22 protein-coding genes are annotated in these 19,831 nt (G+C 37.7%); 17 read left to right on the forward strand and 5 right to left on the reverse strand.

Going from position 1 to position 19,831, the window contains the following annotated elements:
- The first annotated feature begins 99 nt into the window (after window positions 1-99).
- The 8 genes from FN831_RS19970 (at window position 100) to FN831_RS20005 (ending at window position 6,365) form a co-directional block, all read left to right on the forward strand.
- Window positions 100-411 (forward strand): hypothetical protein, encoded by a 312-nt coding sequence (locus FN831_RS19970; RefSeq protein ID WP_142529960.1) that lies wholly within the window; start codon window positions 100-102, stop codon window positions 409-411.
- 50 nt (window positions 412-461) lie between these two features.
- The gene (locus tag FN831_RS19975) at window positions 462-2,288 is read left to right on the forward strand and encodes a hypothetical protein (RefSeq protein WP_142529961.1); all 1,827 of its coding nucleotides are present in this window, start codon (window positions 462-464) and stop codon (window positions 2,286-2,288) included.
- Window positions 2,289-2,785: 497 nt separating this feature from the next.
- Entirely contained in the window at window positions 2,786-3,298 is a 513-nt protein-coding gene (locus FN831_RS19980; protein ID WP_142529962.1) for a hypothetical protein, read from the forward strand.
- 154 nt (window positions 3,299-3,452) lie between these two features.
- Complete coding sequence (locus FN831_RS19985) at window positions 3,453-3,944, forward strand: hypothetical protein (protein ID WP_142529963.1); 492 nt, start codon at window positions 3,453-3,455, stop codon at window positions 3,942-3,944.
- 313 nt (window positions 3,945-4,257) lie between these two features.
- A complete protein-coding gene (locus tag FN831_RS19990; RefSeq protein WP_142529964.1) occupies window positions 4,258-4,443 on the forward strand; it encodes a hypothetical protein in 186 nt (61 codons plus the stop codon).
- Window positions 4,444-4,456: 13 nt separating this feature from the next.
- Window positions 4,457-5,290 (forward strand): hypothetical protein, encoded by an 834-nt coding sequence (locus FN831_RS19995; protein WP_142529965.1) that lies wholly within the window; start codon window positions 4,457-4,459, stop codon window positions 5,288-5,290.
- Between the two features lie 100 nt (window positions 5,291-5,390).
- On the forward strand, window positions 5,391-5,966 hold the full coding sequence (locus FN831_RS20000) for a hypothetical protein (protein ID WP_142529966.1): 576 nt from the start codon (window positions 5,391-5,393) through the stop codon (window positions 5,964-5,966).
- A gap of 39 nt (window positions 5,967-6,005) precedes the next feature.
- Window positions 6,006-6,365, forward strand: coding sequence for a DUF6717 family protein (locus FN831_RS20005; RefSeq protein ID WP_142529967.1), 360 nt, complete (start codon window positions 6,006-6,008; stop codon window positions 6,363-6,365).
- Between the two features lie 107 nt (window positions 6,366-6,472).
- Here FN831_RS20005 and FN831_RS20010 read toward each other — a convergent pair whose 3' ends face one another.
- Entirely contained in the window at window positions 6,473-6,973 is a 501-nt protein-coding gene (locus tag FN831_RS20010) for a hypothetical protein (RefSeq protein WP_142529968.1), read from the reverse strand.
- Complete coding sequence (locus FN831_RS20015) at window positions 6,970-7,929, reverse strand: hypothetical protein (protein ID WP_142529969.1); 960 nt, start codon at window positions 7,927-7,929, stop codon at window positions 6,970-6,972. Before FN831_RS20015 ends, FN831_RS20010 begins: the two co-directional genes overlap by 4 nt.
- A gap of 976 nt (window positions 7,930-8,905) precedes the next feature.
- Here FN831_RS20015 and FN831_RS20020 point away from each other — a divergent pair.
- From FN831_RS20020 to FN831_RS20035, 4 genes are all read left to right on the forward strand, one after another.
- On the forward strand, window positions 8,906-9,406 hold the full coding sequence (locus FN831_RS20020) for a BLUF domain-containing protein (protein ID WP_142529970.1): 501 nt from the start codon (window positions 8,906-8,908) through the stop codon (window positions 9,404-9,406).
- Between the two features lie 475 nt (window positions 9,407-9,881).
- Window positions 9,882-10,124, forward strand: coding sequence for a hypothetical protein (locus FN831_RS20025; protein ID WP_142529971.1), 243 nt, complete (start codon window positions 9,882-9,884; stop codon window positions 10,122-10,124).
- Between the two features lie 1,266 nt (window positions 10,125-11,390).
- The gene (locus FN831_RS20030) at window positions 11,391-12,089 is read left to right on the forward strand and encodes a toll/interleukin-1 receptor domain-containing protein (protein ID WP_142529972.1); all 699 of its coding nucleotides are present in this window, start codon (window positions 11,391-11,393) and stop codon (window positions 12,087-12,089) included.
- A 424-nt stretch (window positions 12,090-12,513) separates the two neighbouring features.
- Window positions 12,514-13,548, forward strand: a complete 1,035-nt coding sequence (locus FN831_RS20035; protein WP_142529973.1) for a hypothetical protein — start codon at window positions 12,514-12,516, stop codon at window positions 13,546-13,548.
- 136 nt (window positions 13,549-13,684) lie between these two features.
- On the opposite strand, the gene FN831_RS20040 is transcribed toward FN831_RS20035, so the two are convergent.
- Window positions 13,685-14,494 (reverse strand): DUF4393 domain-containing protein, encoded by an 810-nt coding sequence (locus FN831_RS20040; protein ID WP_142529974.1) that lies wholly within the window; start codon window positions 14,492-14,494, stop codon window positions 13,685-13,687.
- A gap of 204 nt (window positions 14,495-14,698) precedes the next feature.
- Here FN831_RS20040 and FN831_RS20045 point away from each other — a divergent pair, with 204 nt between their 5' ends.
- Window positions 14,699-15,046, forward strand: a complete 348-nt coding sequence (locus FN831_RS20045) for a hypothetical protein (RefSeq protein ID WP_185960553.1) — start codon at window positions 14,699-14,701, stop codon at window positions 15,044-15,046.
- Window positions 15,046-15,537, forward strand: a complete 492-nt coding sequence (locus FN831_RS20050; RefSeq protein WP_142529976.1) for a hypothetical protein — start codon at window positions 15,046-15,048, stop codon at window positions 15,535-15,537. Before FN831_RS20045 ends, FN831_RS20050 begins: the two co-directional genes overlap by 1 nt.
- 344 nt (window positions 15,538-15,881) lie before the next feature.
- Here the strand turns inward: FN831_RS20050 and FN831_RS20055 are convergent, their stop codons facing one another.
- Window positions 15,882-16,436 (reverse strand): hypothetical protein, encoded by a 555-nt coding sequence (locus FN831_RS20055; RefSeq protein ID WP_142529977.1) that lies wholly within the window; start codon window positions 16,434-16,436, stop codon window positions 15,882-15,884.
- 80 nt (window positions 16,437-16,516) lie between these two features.
- Between FN831_RS20055 and FN831_RS20060 the strand changes: the two genes are divergently transcribed.
- Together FN831_RS20060 and FN831_RS20065 are read left to right on the forward strand one after the other, a co-directional pair.
- Window positions 16,517-16,870: a hypothetical protein gene (locus FN831_RS20060; RefSeq protein ID WP_142529978.1), complete on the forward strand. Its 354-nt coding sequence runs from the start codon at window positions 16,517-16,519 to the stop codon at window positions 16,868-16,870.
- Between the two features lie 294 nt (window positions 16,871-17,164).
- A complete protein-coding gene (locus tag FN831_RS20065; protein WP_142529979.1) occupies window positions 17,165-17,395 on the forward strand; it encodes a hypothetical protein in 231 nt (76 codons plus the stop codon).
- A gap of 776 nt (window positions 17,396-18,171) precedes the next feature.
- Here the strand turns inward: FN831_RS20065 and FN831_RS20070 are convergent.
- Complete coding sequence (locus tag FN831_RS20070; protein WP_142529980.1) at window positions 18,172-18,450, reverse strand: hypothetical protein; 279 nt, start codon at window positions 18,448-18,450, stop codon at window positions 18,172-18,174.
- A gap of 491 nt (window positions 18,451-18,941) precedes the next feature.
- Between FN831_RS20070 and FN831_RS20075 the strand changes: the two genes are divergently transcribed.
- Window positions 18,942-19,397, forward strand: a complete 456-nt coding sequence (locus FN831_RS20075; protein ID WP_142529981.1) for a JAB domain-containing protein — start codon at window positions 18,942-18,944, stop codon at window positions 19,395-19,397.
- Window positions 19,398-19,831: the final 434 nt, after the last annotated feature.

Here is a 19,831-nt window from a genome sequence, read left to right on the forward strand (position 1 = left end):
AGAGAAGGGTATTCCCTTTTGCATGGTGCTGAAAAGTCACCAGAGAATGTCATGGACGCTGTCAAAGCATTCAAAGATAACCATACTAGTGGACCTCTCGTGAAAGCGGAGTTTCTTGAGTTCATCAAAAAGCTGAGAACTGATGATTATGATCACCTCGACAACCTATTTAAGTGGCTGAAAGAAGGGCTACGGATGACTAATAGCCTTAAACTACGTAAGGACAGAGGGGGAACATTCTACTACTGGGGAAAGTTTGCACGTCAAAATAGTGACGAAGAAGCTAAGATCATAGCACATCCCGGAATAGTTGAACTTGTAAAGGCTTATAGAGAAGGTACGGTAAAGATAGACTTCTATCTGGATGACCTGATCAGTGAAGCTCTAGGCACTGGTACATCACTTGATTAGTGGACTAAAGGTCAGGAGGCAGCTCCTGACCTTTTTATTTAGGACATGACATGAACGAACTAGAAATTGAATATCAAAAGATTAATAAGGGTCAATGGCTATCTCAGACGGAACGGTTCTTAGACGGCACACCATCCAACTACATCATTTTTAAAACCCTGACGAACATCGGAGCAACGCATGGTGAGATAAAGGTCTACAACTGGCTCAATAGCATAATCGTTGAGCCAAATGTTCCTGTCATCGTTGGTAAAGAAAGCGAACTCGATATAGATGGGAATCTGGTGTATCCAGATATGTTAGGAGTTTACAACGTAGTCAGTAAAGCAGCTGTGATACGATATCTAAAAAACAATACTACACCTAAGAAGATCGTTTGCACTCCAGAGGCATTTGAAAGCAAAGTCAAACCTGCTATACTAGAAGTCGAAGGCTTTGACCTATACAAAGACTTCTTCCTACTACTAGATGAATCCGATAAGTTGACTACTGAGACTGACTATAGAGCGAAGATCATTTTGCCAATGGAAGACTTCTTTAAATTTGATCATAAAGCAATGATTTCAGCTACTGCACTGACTCCATCAGACCCAAGGTTTGCAGAGAATGGCTTTAAGATACTAAAGGTTTTACCACAGTATGAACATAAGAAAACAATCAACTTAGTAGGCACCAACAATGTTATCTCTGCACTTAACAATGTACTTGAGAGTTACCCGAGCAATCGGTTCTTCATTTTTGTAAACTCTGCGGACTTAATATATGCTATCACGAAATCCTTAGATATAATGGATCAGAGCAAAGCTTTCTGCGCAGATCAAAGTGTGAGAAAGCTTCAGAAGATGGGGATGAACAACGTATCAAATAGACTGGGAGATTTTATGCGGTTCAATTTTATCACTAGTAGATTCTTCAGCGCAGTCGATATCAATGTTACTGACAAACCAGTAGTTATAGTAGTGACCAATGTTTATCTAGCTCCACATTCGATAGTAGACCCTTATACAGATGTGGTACAGATTGCAGGAAGATTAAGAAATGGTATCACGGGACTAGTACATATTACCAACTTTAATCCAAATATTAAATATGAAGAACGAGATGTGGCGTTGAAAGATATCTACGATGGTTACGAAGAATACTGTCAGATGGTCAATAGGCTTGGTCAAGTAACAACCGATGGTGGTAAAGTGGCATTAATACAGGCTACACAACGAGTAGATGTAAAGAAGTTTGTAAATGATCAGCATGAGGTACTACCATATATGGTAGACAATCACATATACGAACAACAGGTACTAAGTTACTATCGAGATTTCGCCCAACTCAAAGCAGCCTATGACGCGGTTAAAACATTGAATTTTACGTTTAAGTTCATTCAGTTTAGTGCGTCAGATGCGCAGTTGTATAATTTGAGCCGTGCTCTAGGAAGGTCTAATGTTATTAGATGTGTAGCGGAAATTCTTCACTCCTATGATGTTGAACCGGAACCTGGGGTTATCACTTTTCGCTGGGGAGATACAAAAGCTGACGTTGAAAGAGATCATCCCGATATTGTTAAGGATTATAATGCTATTGGTGGTTATGACGTAATGCTGAAGCTGAATTTTGACCAAGCTAAGATCACGCGTGAGATAAAAAAAATCAAGAAAGAACGGGAATTGGACAATCCGGCTATGGTTAAGGAAATTAAATCGTGGTACAAGCCGAATGACGAACCGACAGCTACTGGTTTCAAAGCCAGATTAAGGACTATTTACAAGGAGTATGGCGTTACAAAGCCTGCCAGTGGCACTCATATATTGCGGTACTATAATGCTGAAATAAGTACAAATAGCGCTAACGTGAAAGTATGGAAAATTCAAGGTTTAAAATAATAGATCAATCGATCTAATTACCATATCCATAAATAGATAGAAATCCTAATATTAACGGAACGATACCAAAAAATGGATATACAAGAATCAGGCACTATCATTAGGTAGTGTCTTTTTTATTGGTAGCAATGTGATAATACATCTTTGAGATGCTGTTGCAAAAACAAATAATTTTTTCAGCTAGTCTGGTTACCTGCCCCCCTCCATCTTTGAATTGAATATCAACTTCCGTTTTGAGTTCCGCTCAGAGAGCGCGTTTCACTTTCAGCACATATCCTTACGTTTTAAAAGGTGACTTAGGTTGATCAAACTCTTATATCAATAGTGCCAAGAAGCGATTTTATGTTTAAGATGAGCGGAAGGCAGCAGTTAGGGACATCACCCCCGATCCTTATCTCGAGGCGAAGCAAAAAGAAAGTCCAAGCTTTTATAGCAGGATAAAAACCGCTTTTCATCAACAGTCAACCTAAAGCAATTCACCTTTTAAACAGAAGAACATGCAGCAATTTAAGAAGCACTCACAAGAAAACAACAAGGATCAGACGGTAGTCGCGGAACTTGAGGCGATGTGGAATACCACAAAGCATGTAAGTAAGAACTACAAAAAGATGCTACACAACAGTACAACTACTCAGAAAAAAGTAAACCCGATGATTCACGACATGTACCACATGGCTGTCGAAAGTGTAAAAGAACTTTACAGTAAACTCCCTAACCAAGATGACCGAGTTATCATTGAACTCAACTTGAAAGCCTGCCCACTTGACGTGGAAGGACTCTACTGCATAGCCACGCCTCATTTCTTCTTCCATTTGGAATGTGATGTATACACGAACTACAAAATTGAATACCAGTTCTGCAACTGTCCATTCGAAAAGGAGATCCAGGCTATGATAGATAAGTTTGCGCTCAGAAGCTACAGTACAGAGGTCATGAGACAACCAGACTATCCTTCATTCTTTAATCGTGCGCTGCGAAATCAACCCGAGAGATTTATCAGAGTTCTTTAATCCATCTCGTTAAATGCCTGCTGACTTAACAGTGGGCATTTTCTTTTAAAAGGTAAACCATCCCAAGATGCAGCACTACAGCTATCTGACCTTTTAAACCAATAACAAACAGTATCAACGTATCAATCAATTCACAATTTAAAACCGTACAGCAATGACAAAGAAAGTAGAACAACAATCTACAGGTACAACACCTGACCATTTGAGAAATGAAGCTGTCACCAAAGCATTTGAGAAGATCTCTGAAGAGAGCTTACACCTACTAAAGGTGTTTGAATCTGCCCAGTACAGAACAGTAGCAACGGTTGATCATTTAGGTAATGACCGTTATCCAAACCTCGTGAGAGAGAGCATTTCCTACTTCTGGAACCTTACCCTGAGCAAAAATAAAACAGGAAACCTCGTTATTTATTTCTCCTACGACACAGAGGCTATCTCAAAGTTCGGGACAATGATCTACAACCAAACGCTAAGAACGATCTTCGCAACGACAAGCGCTGCAACAGCCAATGTGAACATTGAGGATTCTGTGAGGATCAATTCAGTGACCAAGAACGTAAAGGACTTCTTCTTCAAACGCATTATGGATGGAGAGAATGAATCAGTAAGCATCAAGGCTGTTGAACATGTGACACAGCAAAAATAATCACTTCAGATTAGCTGTTGTTTCTTTTCTCTTCTTATCTTTACCAGACATAAAAAGTAATAAACAGATCAGAAAGTAAAACAAGGATCACATCATTTAATATATAAGCGTTACTAAAGTTCTTGTCTAAGAAACCTGAGAAATTTCAATGTACAACGAGAACAGTAGACTAACGTCTTACGCAATAAGCGTAGGGCGTAATCTATCTGTTTGTACGGGCTTCTCAGGGCCTCTTAGACGGATTAAGGTTACAGTCCTACGCTTATTGTGTTTAAAGCCGACTTAGGACTATCGGTATAAATGAATAACCTTAATGTCTAAAACTACCTACTTCACTTTAATGTGGCTGATCCTCTCAGCTATTCTTTATGCCATCTGTTCCTTTATTGAATGGGATTATATGATCGATAAATGGTCTATGACTATTAGGGCAATCTTTGGTATCGGTACGCTCGCTCTCGGAGTATGGAGTATCTACTGTTGTGATAAAGCTAAATAACAAATCTTCAAATATGAAACAATCTCTCCTCATGCTCTCAGCATTTATTTTGCTGATCGTAGCCTCATGCTCTAAAAGTAGTGATAAACCAATGTCACAAACAATACCCCCAGAAATTGGCACCTTTCTTCTGAGAGATATTACCTACAACGGAAATTCGTCAATTATTGCATTTAAGTACAACGGCTTGAATGTAAGTCAGACATTGTTTTCCATTTATAGAGATGAGATGACCTTGAACTCTGCTGGTCAAATTGAGTCAACCACAACATATTCAGTTGACAACAATAGTATTTATAGGTTTAATAAAGTCTATTATGGATCTAATAAGAAAATATCAAAGATTGAACATTCCAACGCTCAAAAAACGATTGTCTACGAAGTAACAGATTACATTTACGATAGCTCTGGGAGAGTAACCTCAATTACGATGAATGAAGGTTCAAAAAAGTCAGTCTCAAAATACGATTATAATTCGTCAGGGAACGTAATTGTATACACGAGGGAAATCTATCTAAATGGATTGCTTTTCAGCTCTGATAAAGTGACCAACAATCAATTCGACGACAAGAAAAACCCCCTGATCGAAATAAAGGACTTTGAATACTACTTATCCTTGCTATACCAAAGTAATTACGACAGGTTAGGAACTCCTATTTATCCTACGAAGAATAACCCGGTACAATCGACTGGTGCCTCAATATATAATGGCGCACTACGCAGTGGAGATATAACTTCAACCTGGAAATATAATAGCAACGGATACCCTACCGAAAATCAGTTTCGATCATTAGTAGGTGGTTCGTTGAATGTAACTTATGGATTCAAGTATCTGATAGTGAAATAACACTGTACACCTACACAACATTAGAGCCGCATGAACTTGTGGCTCTTTTTTGTTATCCTTAAAACCAGCTCTTCTATATTTGTATTTATAAATTCGTACCATGACTCCAGATTTAAATACGCTCAGACAGAACTTTGCTTTAATGAACGATGCTGCCCTGCTTAAACTTGCTGACCAGTTAGGAGATCTTACACCTCAAGGGCTACAAGCCTTGAAAGAAGAGGCATCAAATAGATCTTTGAAGGTAGCTAAGTTTATTAACAATACATTCCGGGATCAAGCTGATCTAGATACTTTGATCGACCAGAAATGTGTCCTGTTAATGAATCAACCTTGCCCTGTATGCAGGGGTACAGAGTATTTGGTGAATGCTATATGGTTGAATGAAATGGCAGGCGGAGCTCATGGAAAGACATTTCACCTTGCCTGTGGTAAGTGTCTGATGGAAGAAACTCGAATGGCAGAGAATCAAACGCCGATACTATCATGGTTACTTCCTTTGGCGTTTTTCAGTACACGTGAACGAATTAAAGAAAATAATAGAGAATTGGCAGAGGTACGGACAGGTAAACCCACGAAAAGCCTAATAAACCGTGTAACACAATCACTTGAATTCGAATTCTATAATGCAATGTATGAAGTTGATATTGACATATCATTAGAGTCTGTGAGGTAATACACTCGTTAGAATCCCCTTTTATTTAATCGACCAATTATGAAACAAACATTTAAGTTTTACAAGACAGCAGCTGAAAGATGGTACATAGACTTACCAGAATGGACTGGCTCAATAGATGATTTAGAAATGGTACAAGGTGCCGATACCATGCTCGATAAAGTAGCTGACGGTAAAAATGAATGCCGTTTGATATTAAGTGATCAACCCTTTGAAGGTGCTGACGTAATAACACTCCTCACTGATCTTACTGGTTTAATCGGTGGAGGTGACTACATCATGGAAACGTATAGAGGTGTTTCAATCAACCAATCGATGTGGATTTGTTCTGTAGTCACCGAAGTTTTTGATAGGGTGCCATCTGTAATTTACGTAGGATATCCTGATACTGATACTTAATACAACTCACTCCCAATACCTCCCCTTAGTAGCGGGGGATTATCAGGGATTTATAAGTCAAGGTCAAATGCCAATTATTTAAATGCTCGGCAAGTTCCAGTAAATCACTAGCCTTCCCTTTGCAAGGCCACAATCTTTGCCAAGATCAGTAGGCTACGCCAAATTGTTAATACAACAATGATGAGACCGAAGATGCCAAAATAAAGCATGTAAGGAACATAGGCTTTTGCTAATGTAAGCTTTAAGGAGTAACCAATTAAAGCAATAAAACTTAATGATTTTATACCGTTACTTAGATGCTTGATTGTTAAATAATATAATCCAGTTTCGAAGAAAGCATCAAAAACTCTAGGCTCTACACTATTTTCTGTGTTGGGCGACTGAACTGTACTTCCTTTAAAGGTGATTAACACGGTAAGAAGCGTGAGGATAAAACCAGCGATAGTCAAAGAGATAGTGGATAAATCGGTGGTAGTAGAAATTAAGGTATCATTTTCAGGTGCTACATGCAAACCCTTGTACTTAGCAAACTCAAGAAGCAAACATACAATTGCACCTAAAAGATAGTCCCAAAATAAAGGCCTTGCGAAATAATGATCTAATATCATAAGCTTGTAATAAACTCATTAAGGTCTTGCTCTATTAATTCGTACCAGTCTCTCAATTTAACTATTTTTGCGAAGTCCACCTCCTTTAAAATTTCACGCTTTCCACTCAGAAGATTGAAAACCTCTTCTTTGCCTGCAATGTCTTCATATTTAACGACGAAGGCCTCGAAGCCTTGAAGATTAATAGGCCTCTTTTGTATCCTCTCCAGAATATCTTTCACCATTTTAATCCCCTCCTTGTTTATTTCTTTACTTTTGACAACACTTCCTGGGGATTGAAACAATGCTTCAAGTCTGAAAAACTTTGGTTTGATCTTCTGACCAAGATTGGAAAGTCCAGTGAAGTATTGTCCCTGTAAATCAGGGTCGATATTATGAAGTTTGTTAGGTTGCACTTTCATCTCGATATTTAAAACGTTTTTTAACTCCGCCAACGTTTTATCTATAGTGGAATTCATATACATTGACAACTCTGTAACTTTTGAAACTCTCAAAGTTTGCCAAACGATACTCCTTAGATAGTATTCTATATCCGTTGCTCTGGGGCCATGATAATTATATTCAACACATAACACAGCATAATCTTTGCTAAAGTCAATGAAAAATCTTGTCTGTTCGGCAATGGAACCTGTAGTCACATCTAACGGAACTAAGAGGAATTTATCTGCTGGTTTTAGCAATGGTATTCTATTTGATCTCAATAGGGCTATCGTTCCACGTATTCTTTTCTCTCTATGCATGATAACGGGCTTTGTCATAAACAACTCCCGTGGCTCATCCTTTTCCCTATTTTGATGTCTGTCAATTAAATAGCCTTTCCCATCATTGTACTCGTCAGTAATGTAGTTGACAGCCTTAAACAGTATATCAGTTGAACTCATGGTCGTTCCTGTATAAGGAGTAAATTTAAGTGAGAAGAGGTGGAATCTCACCTCTGTTGTCTGAGAGTTTGGCATTTAGAAATATTATGGTAGCTAAATATATACATTATTTTACTTTAACATTCATAAGATTTCATTCCTAAACTTAGCCCTCTCTCAAAAGCGGCTTAAGTGAGCCGATGGCTAATTTTAGTCATTCGTTTAAAAGGTGAACTTGATTCCTTCATCCTCATAGAAGCCAGTGCGGACTATTCGTACTCTCAATAAGCCTGTGGTGTTATCATAGCAACACGCCGGAAATAAGGTATTCCGCACTCCTAAGCGGTGCATTAAGTTTGCCAGATCGCCATCTTGTTCAGCTAAGCTTGTCAGCCTGGCTTCACACCCATCCCGCATAATCTGTCATACATGAATGCCTTCCGCAAAGTTCATTGCTGCATGATAGCTTCTCTCTCATTCAAAATGCTAATCGCTACGCTCTTTCATTTTAAATGACTCAGCTATCCTCTAGTATGTGCGAACCTGCGATCGCATTAGGCCACGATACTGTCATGCCCTTTGATTGCCTTCGCACAAATCTATCTCCAAAGGTCTCGCCAGTTTCTGGTGTGGACATTCTTTGCAGCCATGCTGCGCATTTCCTCTGCAAAGACCTAATGCTCAATTCGCAGCTGATTCGCTTAGAAACAAGTTCAGTGCGAAAGCTGATTTATAAAACAAATAAGTTTGTAAAGTCAAGCCTGCTTTATATCTTAGCCTAAAAGTAACATAAACGATACACAAGGCCTTAAGTTTAATGACATACAAAATATTTCCAGTGGAGTGGCAGATAAGCCTATCAGATCTTCCCACCATATAACTTCGCTCTACATCTTGTTACATTGAGAGTAATTACACTAAAACAAACATAATTGAACATACCCATCGGCGAATCATTTCTTTATCAAGATCCGATTTAAAACAGGATATAATAGTTAACTATCCCTATGTAATTATAAAATTACACTAGAGCGCAACCAAATTACATTAACATATGTTATAATCTATAATAATGTTACACAAAGGAAAGGATAATGCAATGTATTTCTATTTAATATATATTAGTTCAGCTACAGAATTAATGGACATAAAAAGTCTAAGGCATCTTCTTCACACTTCAAGAAGAATAAATCGAGCGAACGACATCACCGGAATGCTTGTTTATGTGGAAGGTTATTTTCTTGCTAACAAAAATGGCAGATTGAAACAGAAGTTGCAAGGTCGATTTATTCAAGTGCTTGAAGGTCGGGAAATTGACGTTAGGGCGCGGTATAGGGCTATTGAAGCAGATTTCAGGCATTATAATTTGGACATCTTGACCGAAGGTTTTCTTAAGAAAAGGAACTTCGATCATTGGGAAATGGGATTTAGGTGTCTGGGTGACATTGAGTCATCTGATCCAGCTGAGTTCACTGATTTAGAAATAAAGTTTAAGGTTCCGGAACGGGACATCTATTCCAATCCATTACTATATTTATCATCGTTCTACCAGATGAGTAAAAGCAAAGTGTAATATTTATTCATATTAAAACTTATATGCTCCTTTGTGTGTTTTGAACACTATATACGAAAAGGAGAATAGAACGTGATAGAAAATCAAATTATTCAAACGCTCAGAGAAAAACTGTCAGATGAAGGTTTGACATTGGATTTGTTTTATGGTGAGTTAATTAAATTAAATATTAATTACCAAACGCATGGTGATGAAGAAATGTATTCAATAACCCTCAAATTTCTTCGAGCCATTAGGTTATTTCAAAAGAATCAGCCTTTCCTTATTCAAAATAGCCCATTAATGATTCATGATAATTACCATATCTATTACCATGAACAGATATAATTAATAGTGCGTAAAGGTTAGCACGACTATATGTCGAGAAAACTAAAATTGATTAAGGCGTCGAATGAGATACCGAATTGCGTTTGGCGTGATATTGGTAGTGGAATAGGCCAAACTGGGAAACAAGTAATTATTTATACAATACTGCATGTCCAATAAGAATAAATTATTTGTAGATTCGATCGAAATGATAGCATGTCTTCAATTTAAAACAGATGAAGCTATCCACGATTTAAGCAGACTGAAAGAATCGATAGCTGCTCGTAAACTTCATCTTCGTTCTAAAGAATATCTGATAGCAATGGTGGAAGACATGAAGCCCGAAATAGCAGAGGAACTTCAAGCGCGGATTTCAGCAATAAGAGCAATCTTAAAAAAAAATTGTTACTGATTTCGTCCACATATTATTTCTACGATAGCACTTAAAAGAAGACTTAAGAGGAATATCATTTATCAAATAAATCTCAAACTAATATACAACTTCGTGTGTTAATAATATCTCGTTAGTTAATGAGGAGTTTTAAGTTATTAGTAACCCTTACCAGTATATTCTGGTGAGGGTTTTGTGTTCAATAGCTACCAGCTTTTTTCTACACGACTCTATATCACAGTGCTCTTTAAAACAGAAAAGTTCTGATCTCCTTTACTACCCCACTAACCTATTGGTATGATTTGGAGACTTGTTACCTGTCAGTAATTGAATGTATAATTACTTTCGCATATAGGATACAAACTGCTAATAATTGAGTGTAATCATTAGAACATGCTTTGTAAATTGCTAGGTTTTCGGCACTAGGATTACTATTGAGATCTTTTCTGCCTTATGCAGTTTAAAAAAGCTTGTAGCGAAGCCTGTCTATCAGCTACACATTTCATTCGTAGATCGTTATGAGATGCATTGATAAAGTTAATATAAGAATAAAGGGTTGATATGCTGAAATGCCATGCCGAACAACTTAGTAACAATAACAATACAACTTCTTGTTGCACATACAAAAAATAACTATGTAGCTTTAACTCTTCTAACCATTTATCTTCTATACTTTGAGACGTCTCTTATTCATTTTGTCAGTCGTGGTGGTAGTCTTCTTAGACTGCATTTTTTGGATATATTTAGTACCTGAAGAACCGCCATCTATCCGTAGTGCAAGCCCCTACTTTAATTCTAGTACTATTAAGAACAATTAAGTTAACCTGCCTAGAATATGTCTTTCTGTACTACTGAACTAAATGATATTACCATATAAATAGGCAAGAAAGATTAGTATTTAATGTTATCACCACCACATCGAGCTTGAATATTACTAAGTACAATATTTATGCTGTATGCCCCACCAACCGCAGAGATTTGAAATTGGCATTTTAGTTATTCTGATCTGCATTAATAATTATAACGTTTAATTTATTTGGAAATCAGAATCAGAAATTGGCAAATTCAAAATTACTTTATTTTAAATATCATTTACAGTCATGTTCTGAATTCTCTCTGCAAAGACCTAAAGTTCCATTCGCAGGCGGTGAGCAGATCTTTCCATTGTTTACGGGTTTCCATAATAATTAGTTAAATAATATCCTGATATTGGGATCAGTCTTTAAACATATGATCATTAGATTTACTTCTTCGGGAGATAAACGTTAACCTCTTAAACTTAAAATTATGTCAAGATGTACAGCACCGAGATATGGTCATCGCACAGCTAGTGGCGCAGCAGCATGCCCCGCATGTAGTAGTCGCAGTAGGTATCGTAGCTATGATTACTATCCTTCCAATTCTACTTCTTCAACTTCGAACATAAGTTCCCATAACAGCTCGAACGCTGGAAGTAGACAGTCAAGAAGTAGCAAGGCACGCTGGTCTGGAGCTGGATCTACTATTCTCTACACTCCTGATGAGATAAGAACACTTACACCTATTAGGGAGAATATAGAGAGTCGAGCAGCTTTACCTGATCTTCGTGACGTTTTCCTGTGCCATGCGTGGGACGACCGAAAGGGAGCTGCTAAAGAATTACATGACGTGCTTGAGTCGTGTGGAGTTACTGTTTGGTTCAGCGAAAAGGATGTAGCGTTAGGTTTACCCTTACTCCGCGAAATTGACAAAGGATTAGTTAAGTCACGAGTTGGAATTGTATTGGTGACTCCTGCTTTTTTGAAGCGTGTACAAGGAGAAGGCATTGCTGACAAAGAACTTTCAGCACTGTTGGCACGAAATTTACTTGTACCCATCATGCACAACACGACATTTGAAGAACTGCGCGAAGTCAGTCCTTTACTTGGCTCTCGAAGCGGTCTTAGCACACGAGAAGAATCAATGCTGGATATCGCAGCAAAACTATCAGAACTGGTTGAAGTCTAATTTGAATTAAACAGTTAATAGTCCATCAGTGCTTTAATATATGGTATATCCTGGTCTAATAATGTACAAAGGTGTGCTAAACTTTTCAAATTAGGTTTGCCGATTGACAGGCATTTATACTTCTTAAATTTAAGCTCGTAAAACTAACTTATGGAAACGAATAGATACATAACAGACGCGCAAGCAACTTTGCCTAATGGGGATCTAGTGAGGGGAAGAGTAATGTCTTCCGATAATATCACCTATCTCTTCAGAAACGAGATTAGTGATTTAGACTTCTATCTGTACCTGAGAAAAGGTGATCAAGGATGGTACCAGTCGGGAGGCCCAGAGATCCAATGGCCGCAAACGATGGTAGATGAACTAGGACTTTACATTGATAATTCTAAATTAAATCAAACTAAACCTGACTGACATGACTGGAATGTCTAAAGAAGCAGGCATCCAACAAGTATTTGGAGGAGGAGGCCATGTAGTAATTTTAGGTGCAGGTGCTAGTATTGCATCAACAATGAGAAATGGCGAACGTAGTGGTAAAAGATTGCCATCTATGGATAACTTCATTGATGTTGTTGGTCTGCATGATATAGTTGAAGGGTTGCCGGATGACCTTCGAGCAACTAACTTCGAAACACTATACTCTAAGATACACAATGATAATCCTGACTCTGAGATTCTACAAGCGATTCAGAGTAGAGTACAGCTATATTTTGGTGATATGCATCTCCCTGACGAACCTACCATCTACGATTATTTGGTTCTGTCGTTGCGGAGTAAAGATTTGATTGCAACCTTTAATTGGGATCCTTTCCTTTATCAGGCTTGGGTACGTAATCGAGAGTTTACCAAAGATATGCCTCACTTATCGTTTTTACACGGCAATGTTGCAATTGGATACTCTCCTGAAGACAAAAGATGCGGACCAGCAGGGTATTCGTGTAGACGCGATGGCGGAGTGTTAAAGCCTACACAGTTGCTCTATCCCATTGAAAAGAAAAACTACACCGATGACGAATTTATCAATGGCGAGTGGGAAAGGGTAAAATATTGGATGGGCAAAGACGGGAGTACAAAAAGGGTAACAGTATTTGGATATGGCGCTCCAACTTCCGATGTTGAAGCAGTTAGTCTATTGAATACTGCATGGGGAACACCTGAAGATCGTGTCATGGAACAGTTTGAAGTTATTGATTTGGTCGATGAGGAAACCCTAAAAGAACGATGGAGTGGATTTATACATACCCATCACTATGATATATCTGACAGCTACTTTAAAAGCTCTTTAGCAAGTAATCCAAGAAGAACCAGTGAAAGCTATTTTAGTCATATACAAGCGCTAACTATAGAAGAGGCATTTAGAGTTAATAATCCCGTACCAAATGATTTCACTTCTCTTGAACAACTATGGGACTGGCATCGACCGTTAATCGAAGCTGAGGCGGCAAAGGATCAGGAATAATGTAAGCAATATATTAACTACTGTTCTCATATTAATGCATCGTTCCCCCAAATGAATAGAAGATTAGATCTTCACTATAGCAGTGGGTTCCTGTGATTGGTTTGGAGTATGACTTTTTGAACTATTAAGGTCATTATTAAGAAGCACATGCAAGGATGAAAGTTTTTCCAAATGCGGTGACTTGCAAAAAGGCTTTGCTTTTTTCTACATGAGAATAGGCTCCCCCCTGTGTATAAGCTATATTGATAGAATCAAAGTTATGTAGCTTAAGCAACGGTTCATAAATACCTTCATCCATTTTATAGTGTGTACCTGAATGACGCAGTATACCAAGGCCTAGTAAATTATCAATGTAAGTGGAAGTATTAGTAGGGAAAAGTAGTTCCACCTCGAATTGAATGAGTGTCGCATCTTTGAGAATCTCTAACCAACCTTTGTTTTCCGGTAGCACTGCTCTAAAAGAGATACAAGGAATATCATCCTTGTTAGCTAAATACTTAATTATTCGCGCCTCGTCAACTGACAAACGCTCGATAATCTGGATGAAAGCAGGATGTGCTAAGTTAACTGTATCAGATGATGCAGCTTTGGATAATAACGAATTGAATAAATCTGCTATTTCGTCATTTGTAGTGTATGTTAGCTTATCCATTATCGGTACACCCAATTGAGGATTAACCGGTATCTCCTTATCTTTCGGAATGTCCATAAGCTTCTCAGCAAGTTCATCCATCCTTTGTTGATAGAGTAGCTTTGCAGCCTCACTGCCAAACTTACATAACAGGAGGGGGGTTGTGCAAAACTCAATGGTATTACCTAGCGCCCTGCCTAATGATTGTACACTAGGTTGCATCACATCTTTGTACATCATTCCTAATAAGGAATCTTCCTTTATTTTACCTGCTGCTGTAAGGGCTGCACCTGCACCTATTATTTCTGGATTCATAACTTCTTTATCTGTTTACAAGGTAATCATTGATTATATATGGTTATAAAGCAAGTTATCCACAGCAGTGGAACATGATAACGTACACATTCTACCTTTTAAACAGATACGAACTTTGATTATCCATTGACATGATAACCTGCTATAAACCTACATCTAACTTCAAGCAGCAGTTTAATGCTAGTAAAACTGTAGTATCTAAGAATGAAAACAAATCATTACCTTGGGTTACTAAAGCTCTCAAATATGAAAAGAAAATTTACACTAGTGGCATTACTTCTGCCTACCGCTACATTTGCTCAATCTTCTACATCTAGCAAACTCTTCTACTCACTCATGGGATTTGGAATAGTGATACTTGTATTCCTAGTACTTAGGGAGGTTGTTATGTGGTATTGGAAAGTCAACACCATCATTGATAATCAAGTTAAGCTTATTAGAACCCAGCAGGAAACGAATAATTTACTAACCGAGCAAATAACCTTGATGAAGGGTTATTATCAGCCTGACAGTATAAACAGTCCTGAACGTACACCAACGAAGGAAGAATAATGAAAGGTCTGCAAGGAATAATAATTGGTGCGGTAGTTGGTTTCCTGTCTGGAATTGGTTATCTAAATATGAATGTCAAGAAAAGCCTATGGTCTGTCTTGTTCCCTGTAGTAACTATTATTACAACTGGTGTAGGGGCACTTGCTGGTGGTAGAATTAGTAATAACCTTCAGAGATCGGACAAAATAGATCGAGCTCTTGGTATAGACAAAGTTTACTATACCCATTACAAGGTAGGGCGCTTCTGGGAATCAAAGTCCACATGGCATGACTGTAAAGGGAAATTACACACACTAAAAACGTTTAAGGCAGCCCAAAACACTGTATCTTATCTGAATGAACTGAAAATCTCAGATCATGGAACCTCTGCATCAACAATCAATGTGACAAAGTATCATCAGGCAGCAAAGAATGAGTCATTTGCAAGGTTACGTGAAAAGTATGGTCAAGAATTTCTAAACTATTTGGAAGGTAAAGAAGGTCATGGATAGGCGTGGAATTAGTTCTGCTGCATTAATATGCTCTCTTCGCTGATTTAAAAGGCGACCTATCCCTAAACATTCTTAGCGTTGTATTTTATACATAATGAAATTACCAAATACTCCTAAGTAACATTCCCTGTATGACCGCTCATTTATTAGACTGCCAGAACTGTCTGTCACGGTCTCATATACCACTTTATATGAATATATAGAACATACGAAGAAGTTGTAATCTCGGCTCATGTACTTATCTTCTGGCTGATGTAGATGCTGCAGGAAGGTTTTGGGAGATGGATTAGTTACGAGCAATAATATTAAGATACTAATCAAGATATACTGATAGCGTTTTAGTTTCATTTATTTACTTGCTTAAGTGCTTGGTTTAACTTACTGTTCTCTGCTTTAAGAACATTAACCCTATTTGTAAGGTTATCCCTTTCCTTTTGCAAAGGCGCTATCTGTACATAATATATGCCGACTATGGTCATTATCAAGGTGAGAAGGGCTACAAGTAGATTTGATATGCTAACTAATTTATCTCTCCGATCCTTACGGGCTGCCTCTTTTAATGAGTCTGCTTCTCTAAGTAATCGTTCTTCAAAATATGCCAGATAACCGGCATCAATAATATTGCAAGTATTGGCTCTGTAATCGATACCCACCAATCCTAAAGCTTTTAAATTGCTTATGAGAACTGTCGCTACCTTCTCAGTAACATTAATTTCCGGTGCTATGTCCTCAGTCGTCTTATACCTGAATGGTACTCTTGTAATTGTACCGAGTCCGGAAGCACGTTCTTCAGTAGTCGGGTCATTATAAGTATGAAGGAGGTCATTCTGTGCTTTAAGAATTCCTAGAATGCTGTGTTGTTTCCTTAGCTCTTCCGGTGTCATCGATATATATGCCATAATTATTTAAACTTCATATTGCAAGTTACAACTTTTCAACACACCTTGAAACACTAATATTATTAGCATAACTTTACTGTATGGACATGCGAAGATTAGCAAGAGGAACTATGATACCTACTCTGACAGAGTGGGCATATTCATCAAGAATGGGGAAGCACTTACCTAAAGAAACCTGTAATCTGTTTGACTTCGGTGGTACGCATAGTATACATGTTGACTTGACTTACCTAGATAAGGATTATAGAAAGAAATATGTAGAAACAAACTTTCAAAAGTACTGTTTAGAGTTTGTTAAACAGATTACACCAGTACTAAAACTGTGGGCAGTAAAAAATAACGTGAATGAACTAAACTTTATCCTACGATTTAAAGCACACTATTTATATGCTGCTCAAATCAAACTTATAATTAATCCAGAAGATAGACCATGAATTACCAATATACTTTGGACTACAGACAAATTGAAATCGTATTACCAAAGACTGATGAAGGACATTACCGAATAATATGGGAGAATCGGGCAGTAGGTTACGTATATGTTTCTGATGTTGACGCAGGTACTGGTAAGCCAATATGGAATGGTTCGAATAATTATCTCAATCTAAGCGCACCTGAGATTGGTTTGTATATTGAAGCGTGTGGTATGTAGTCATGCAATGTATTTTTCTCATTATACTAAACCATAAGGTAAACTTCGTGTTAGCATGTGAACCAAATATAAGAGCATGGAAAAGTACATATTGTATACCGGAGAAATCGAGGGTAAGTATCGAGAGATTCAGATATATCCTTTAAACTATTCTAATTATGAATACCTCATCCACTGGGATGGATTTGAGGTTGGGGTTATCAAGAAGATTGATTCCAAGTGGTATACAGAGACTGAGGAACTATCATCAGTACTGAATGAATTAGGTTCATTCATAGATGAGAATGGTGTGTCACCAGATTATTAATTTAAATCCGTAGCTATACCGCAACTTATTGATTACCTTTCACCTATGGACTTAAATCTGAAGTTGAAGGTGTTAATGTTTATATATCAAAGTGGTAGATTGGTTTTGCCTAAGACTGTTTTGACGTTACGACGCGGATTTCAGCAGCTGCGCAGTGAGGGATTGATATCGGTTATCAAAGAGAATAATATCTTCTATGCATCAGTAAGTAAAAAGGGAGAGGAGTTTCTAGCAGTCACTCTATTCAACTATAAATGAGTACTTAAAAGAATGTAAATGTTTAAAACATAATCAATTATCGATAGTTTACAGTATTTATTTTCAAGTCTAGTATAAAACACAGGAGCCCTTCATTGATTCATTCAGTGAGGGGTTTTTTATTAAAAAGGTAAAACAAACAACATGGTCCTCTGTTCAAGCAACTCCTTAGTTGGAGAACTATATCAATAATATGAGAATTAAAGCCCTTACCAGTGGATGCTGTTAAGGGTTTTCTTGTTTAGCTTTAGCGTCTAATTACTATACAAGGCTACTAAACAATGTTACCTTTTAAACAGATAGGAAAATTGGCCCGAAGTCAACTGGCTGTCTACTTCAATACAAGAATGTAAATACATCAACCAGCACATAAATATTACTGTTCTGTTTCTTTAACCCAGTCAAATATAAACTGTGCATATTCAGCTAGGGCTGTGCGCCCTGGCTTCACGTTGCAGTCAGACAGATTACATAATAGCTAAGCTCACAAATGGACTACCTACTGCTGCTGGCCAAGATTAGAAAACAATATCAACTATCGTTGTTCCAGAGCGATCAAATACAAATACTACACTGAAAGACTCATACTTATCGACAACATTATCAGCATTGATCTGCCATTGTGTAAAGTCAAATGCCCTGATCTGATCTATCAAGTAAAGGGTTGCAACCTTTAAAGGCGTGTAACCTTCCGACGCAATCTTAGCCTTAACATCCGCACTCATGCTGGAGATGATGAAATCTAAAAGTAAGATACACTTTTGACGTTCTTCGTTAAGTTCATTTTCATCTTCCATGTCTGTAGGTTTAATTAGCAGACTCAATCCCATCTTACCACATTTGCATTAAACGTTGGTAGATTCCTTTCAACGCACACGTCAAACTTAAGTTTCGACTTTTTGCATATTTATTCCAAAATTAGGGCGGGTTATCATACAGGTCGTTGAGACTGGGTTTACATATCCCATTGCTTCTTTTATAAGGTGACATAATGTAGGAGGCCACAAACGTGTTAGACCTTCTAAACAGACAGATCGATCAGTTTCACCTCACACTTTCAATATCCAGAATTTGGTATCATCCCGTTAATAATGCAAATAGTAATAGATTTTGGATATAGGCTGGTTAGTAGTATTAATTACTCCACGAAGGTAAGCTTGTCACCTCAACACGTACAAAGAAATTCCGGCATAAACGCTCCTATGGCCTCCACACAATCCATTTATTCCGTTGCTTCTTTACTTAGTTGAGGCTGAAAGCTTGGTTGGGTTATATAATTAATATAACTATGACACAGAAAACATTCAAAGTAGCAGAAGTAGAAATCAGTTACAGACCGGACTACAAAGTTAGTGAGAGACCTCAAATTAGCAAGTCTAACGATGCTTATTATATACTGATACAGCAATGGAGCATGGACAAAATCGAGCTATTAGAAGAGTTTAAAATACTTCTGGTGAACAGGAGAAATCGAGTTCTTGGAGTGGTGGAAATATCACAAGGGGGACTGAGCGGAACTATTGCAGATCCGAAAGTAATATTTGCAGCAGCATTGAAAAGCTGTGCAAGTGGAGTCATCTTAGCGCATAACCGTCCCAGTGGAGAACTTGATCCAAGCAGGGAAGACATTGCACTTACGAATAAGATCAAAGCAGGTGCGGAGGTACTGGATTTGAAAGTGCTCGACCATCTGATTATAAGTAAAGACAGCTACTATAGTTTTGCTGATGAAGGTATGATGTAAGCGAAACAAATTACTACCTTGCAATAAATAACAAATAAGATAAACAAGGTTAGATATAGTGCGACATTCGTGCGAGAATTATAAGAGAGAAGAAAATCAAGCTTTAAATGGTGTTTAAAGCCGGTCACCTCTTGCCTGCCAGGCAAGCGCTCTAGCTAAATCAACTGATTCCGGTCGCAAAAGTGGACATGTGTCTGTACTAAATTGCGTCAAAGTTAATTACTCTATTTCTTTCGGGAAAGAAAGAACATGTGGGATATGCCGATTATAATTCTTTAAGTAATGTATAAGTGATTTCTTTTGACAGGAATCCAGACTGTCAATTTGCTTATTACCGTGTTCGAGACTGTAAATCAAACTGTGTCAACTCTTGATAATCAAGAGTAAGAATAAGTAAATTAGTATAAACTTATGGACACAATGAACAGTAAAAA

Source organism: Pedobacter westerhofensis (assembly GCF_900182595.1).
Lineage (GTDB): Bacteria > Bacteroidota > Bacteroidia > Sphingobacteriales > Sphingobacteriaceae > Pedobacter > Pedobacter westerhofensis.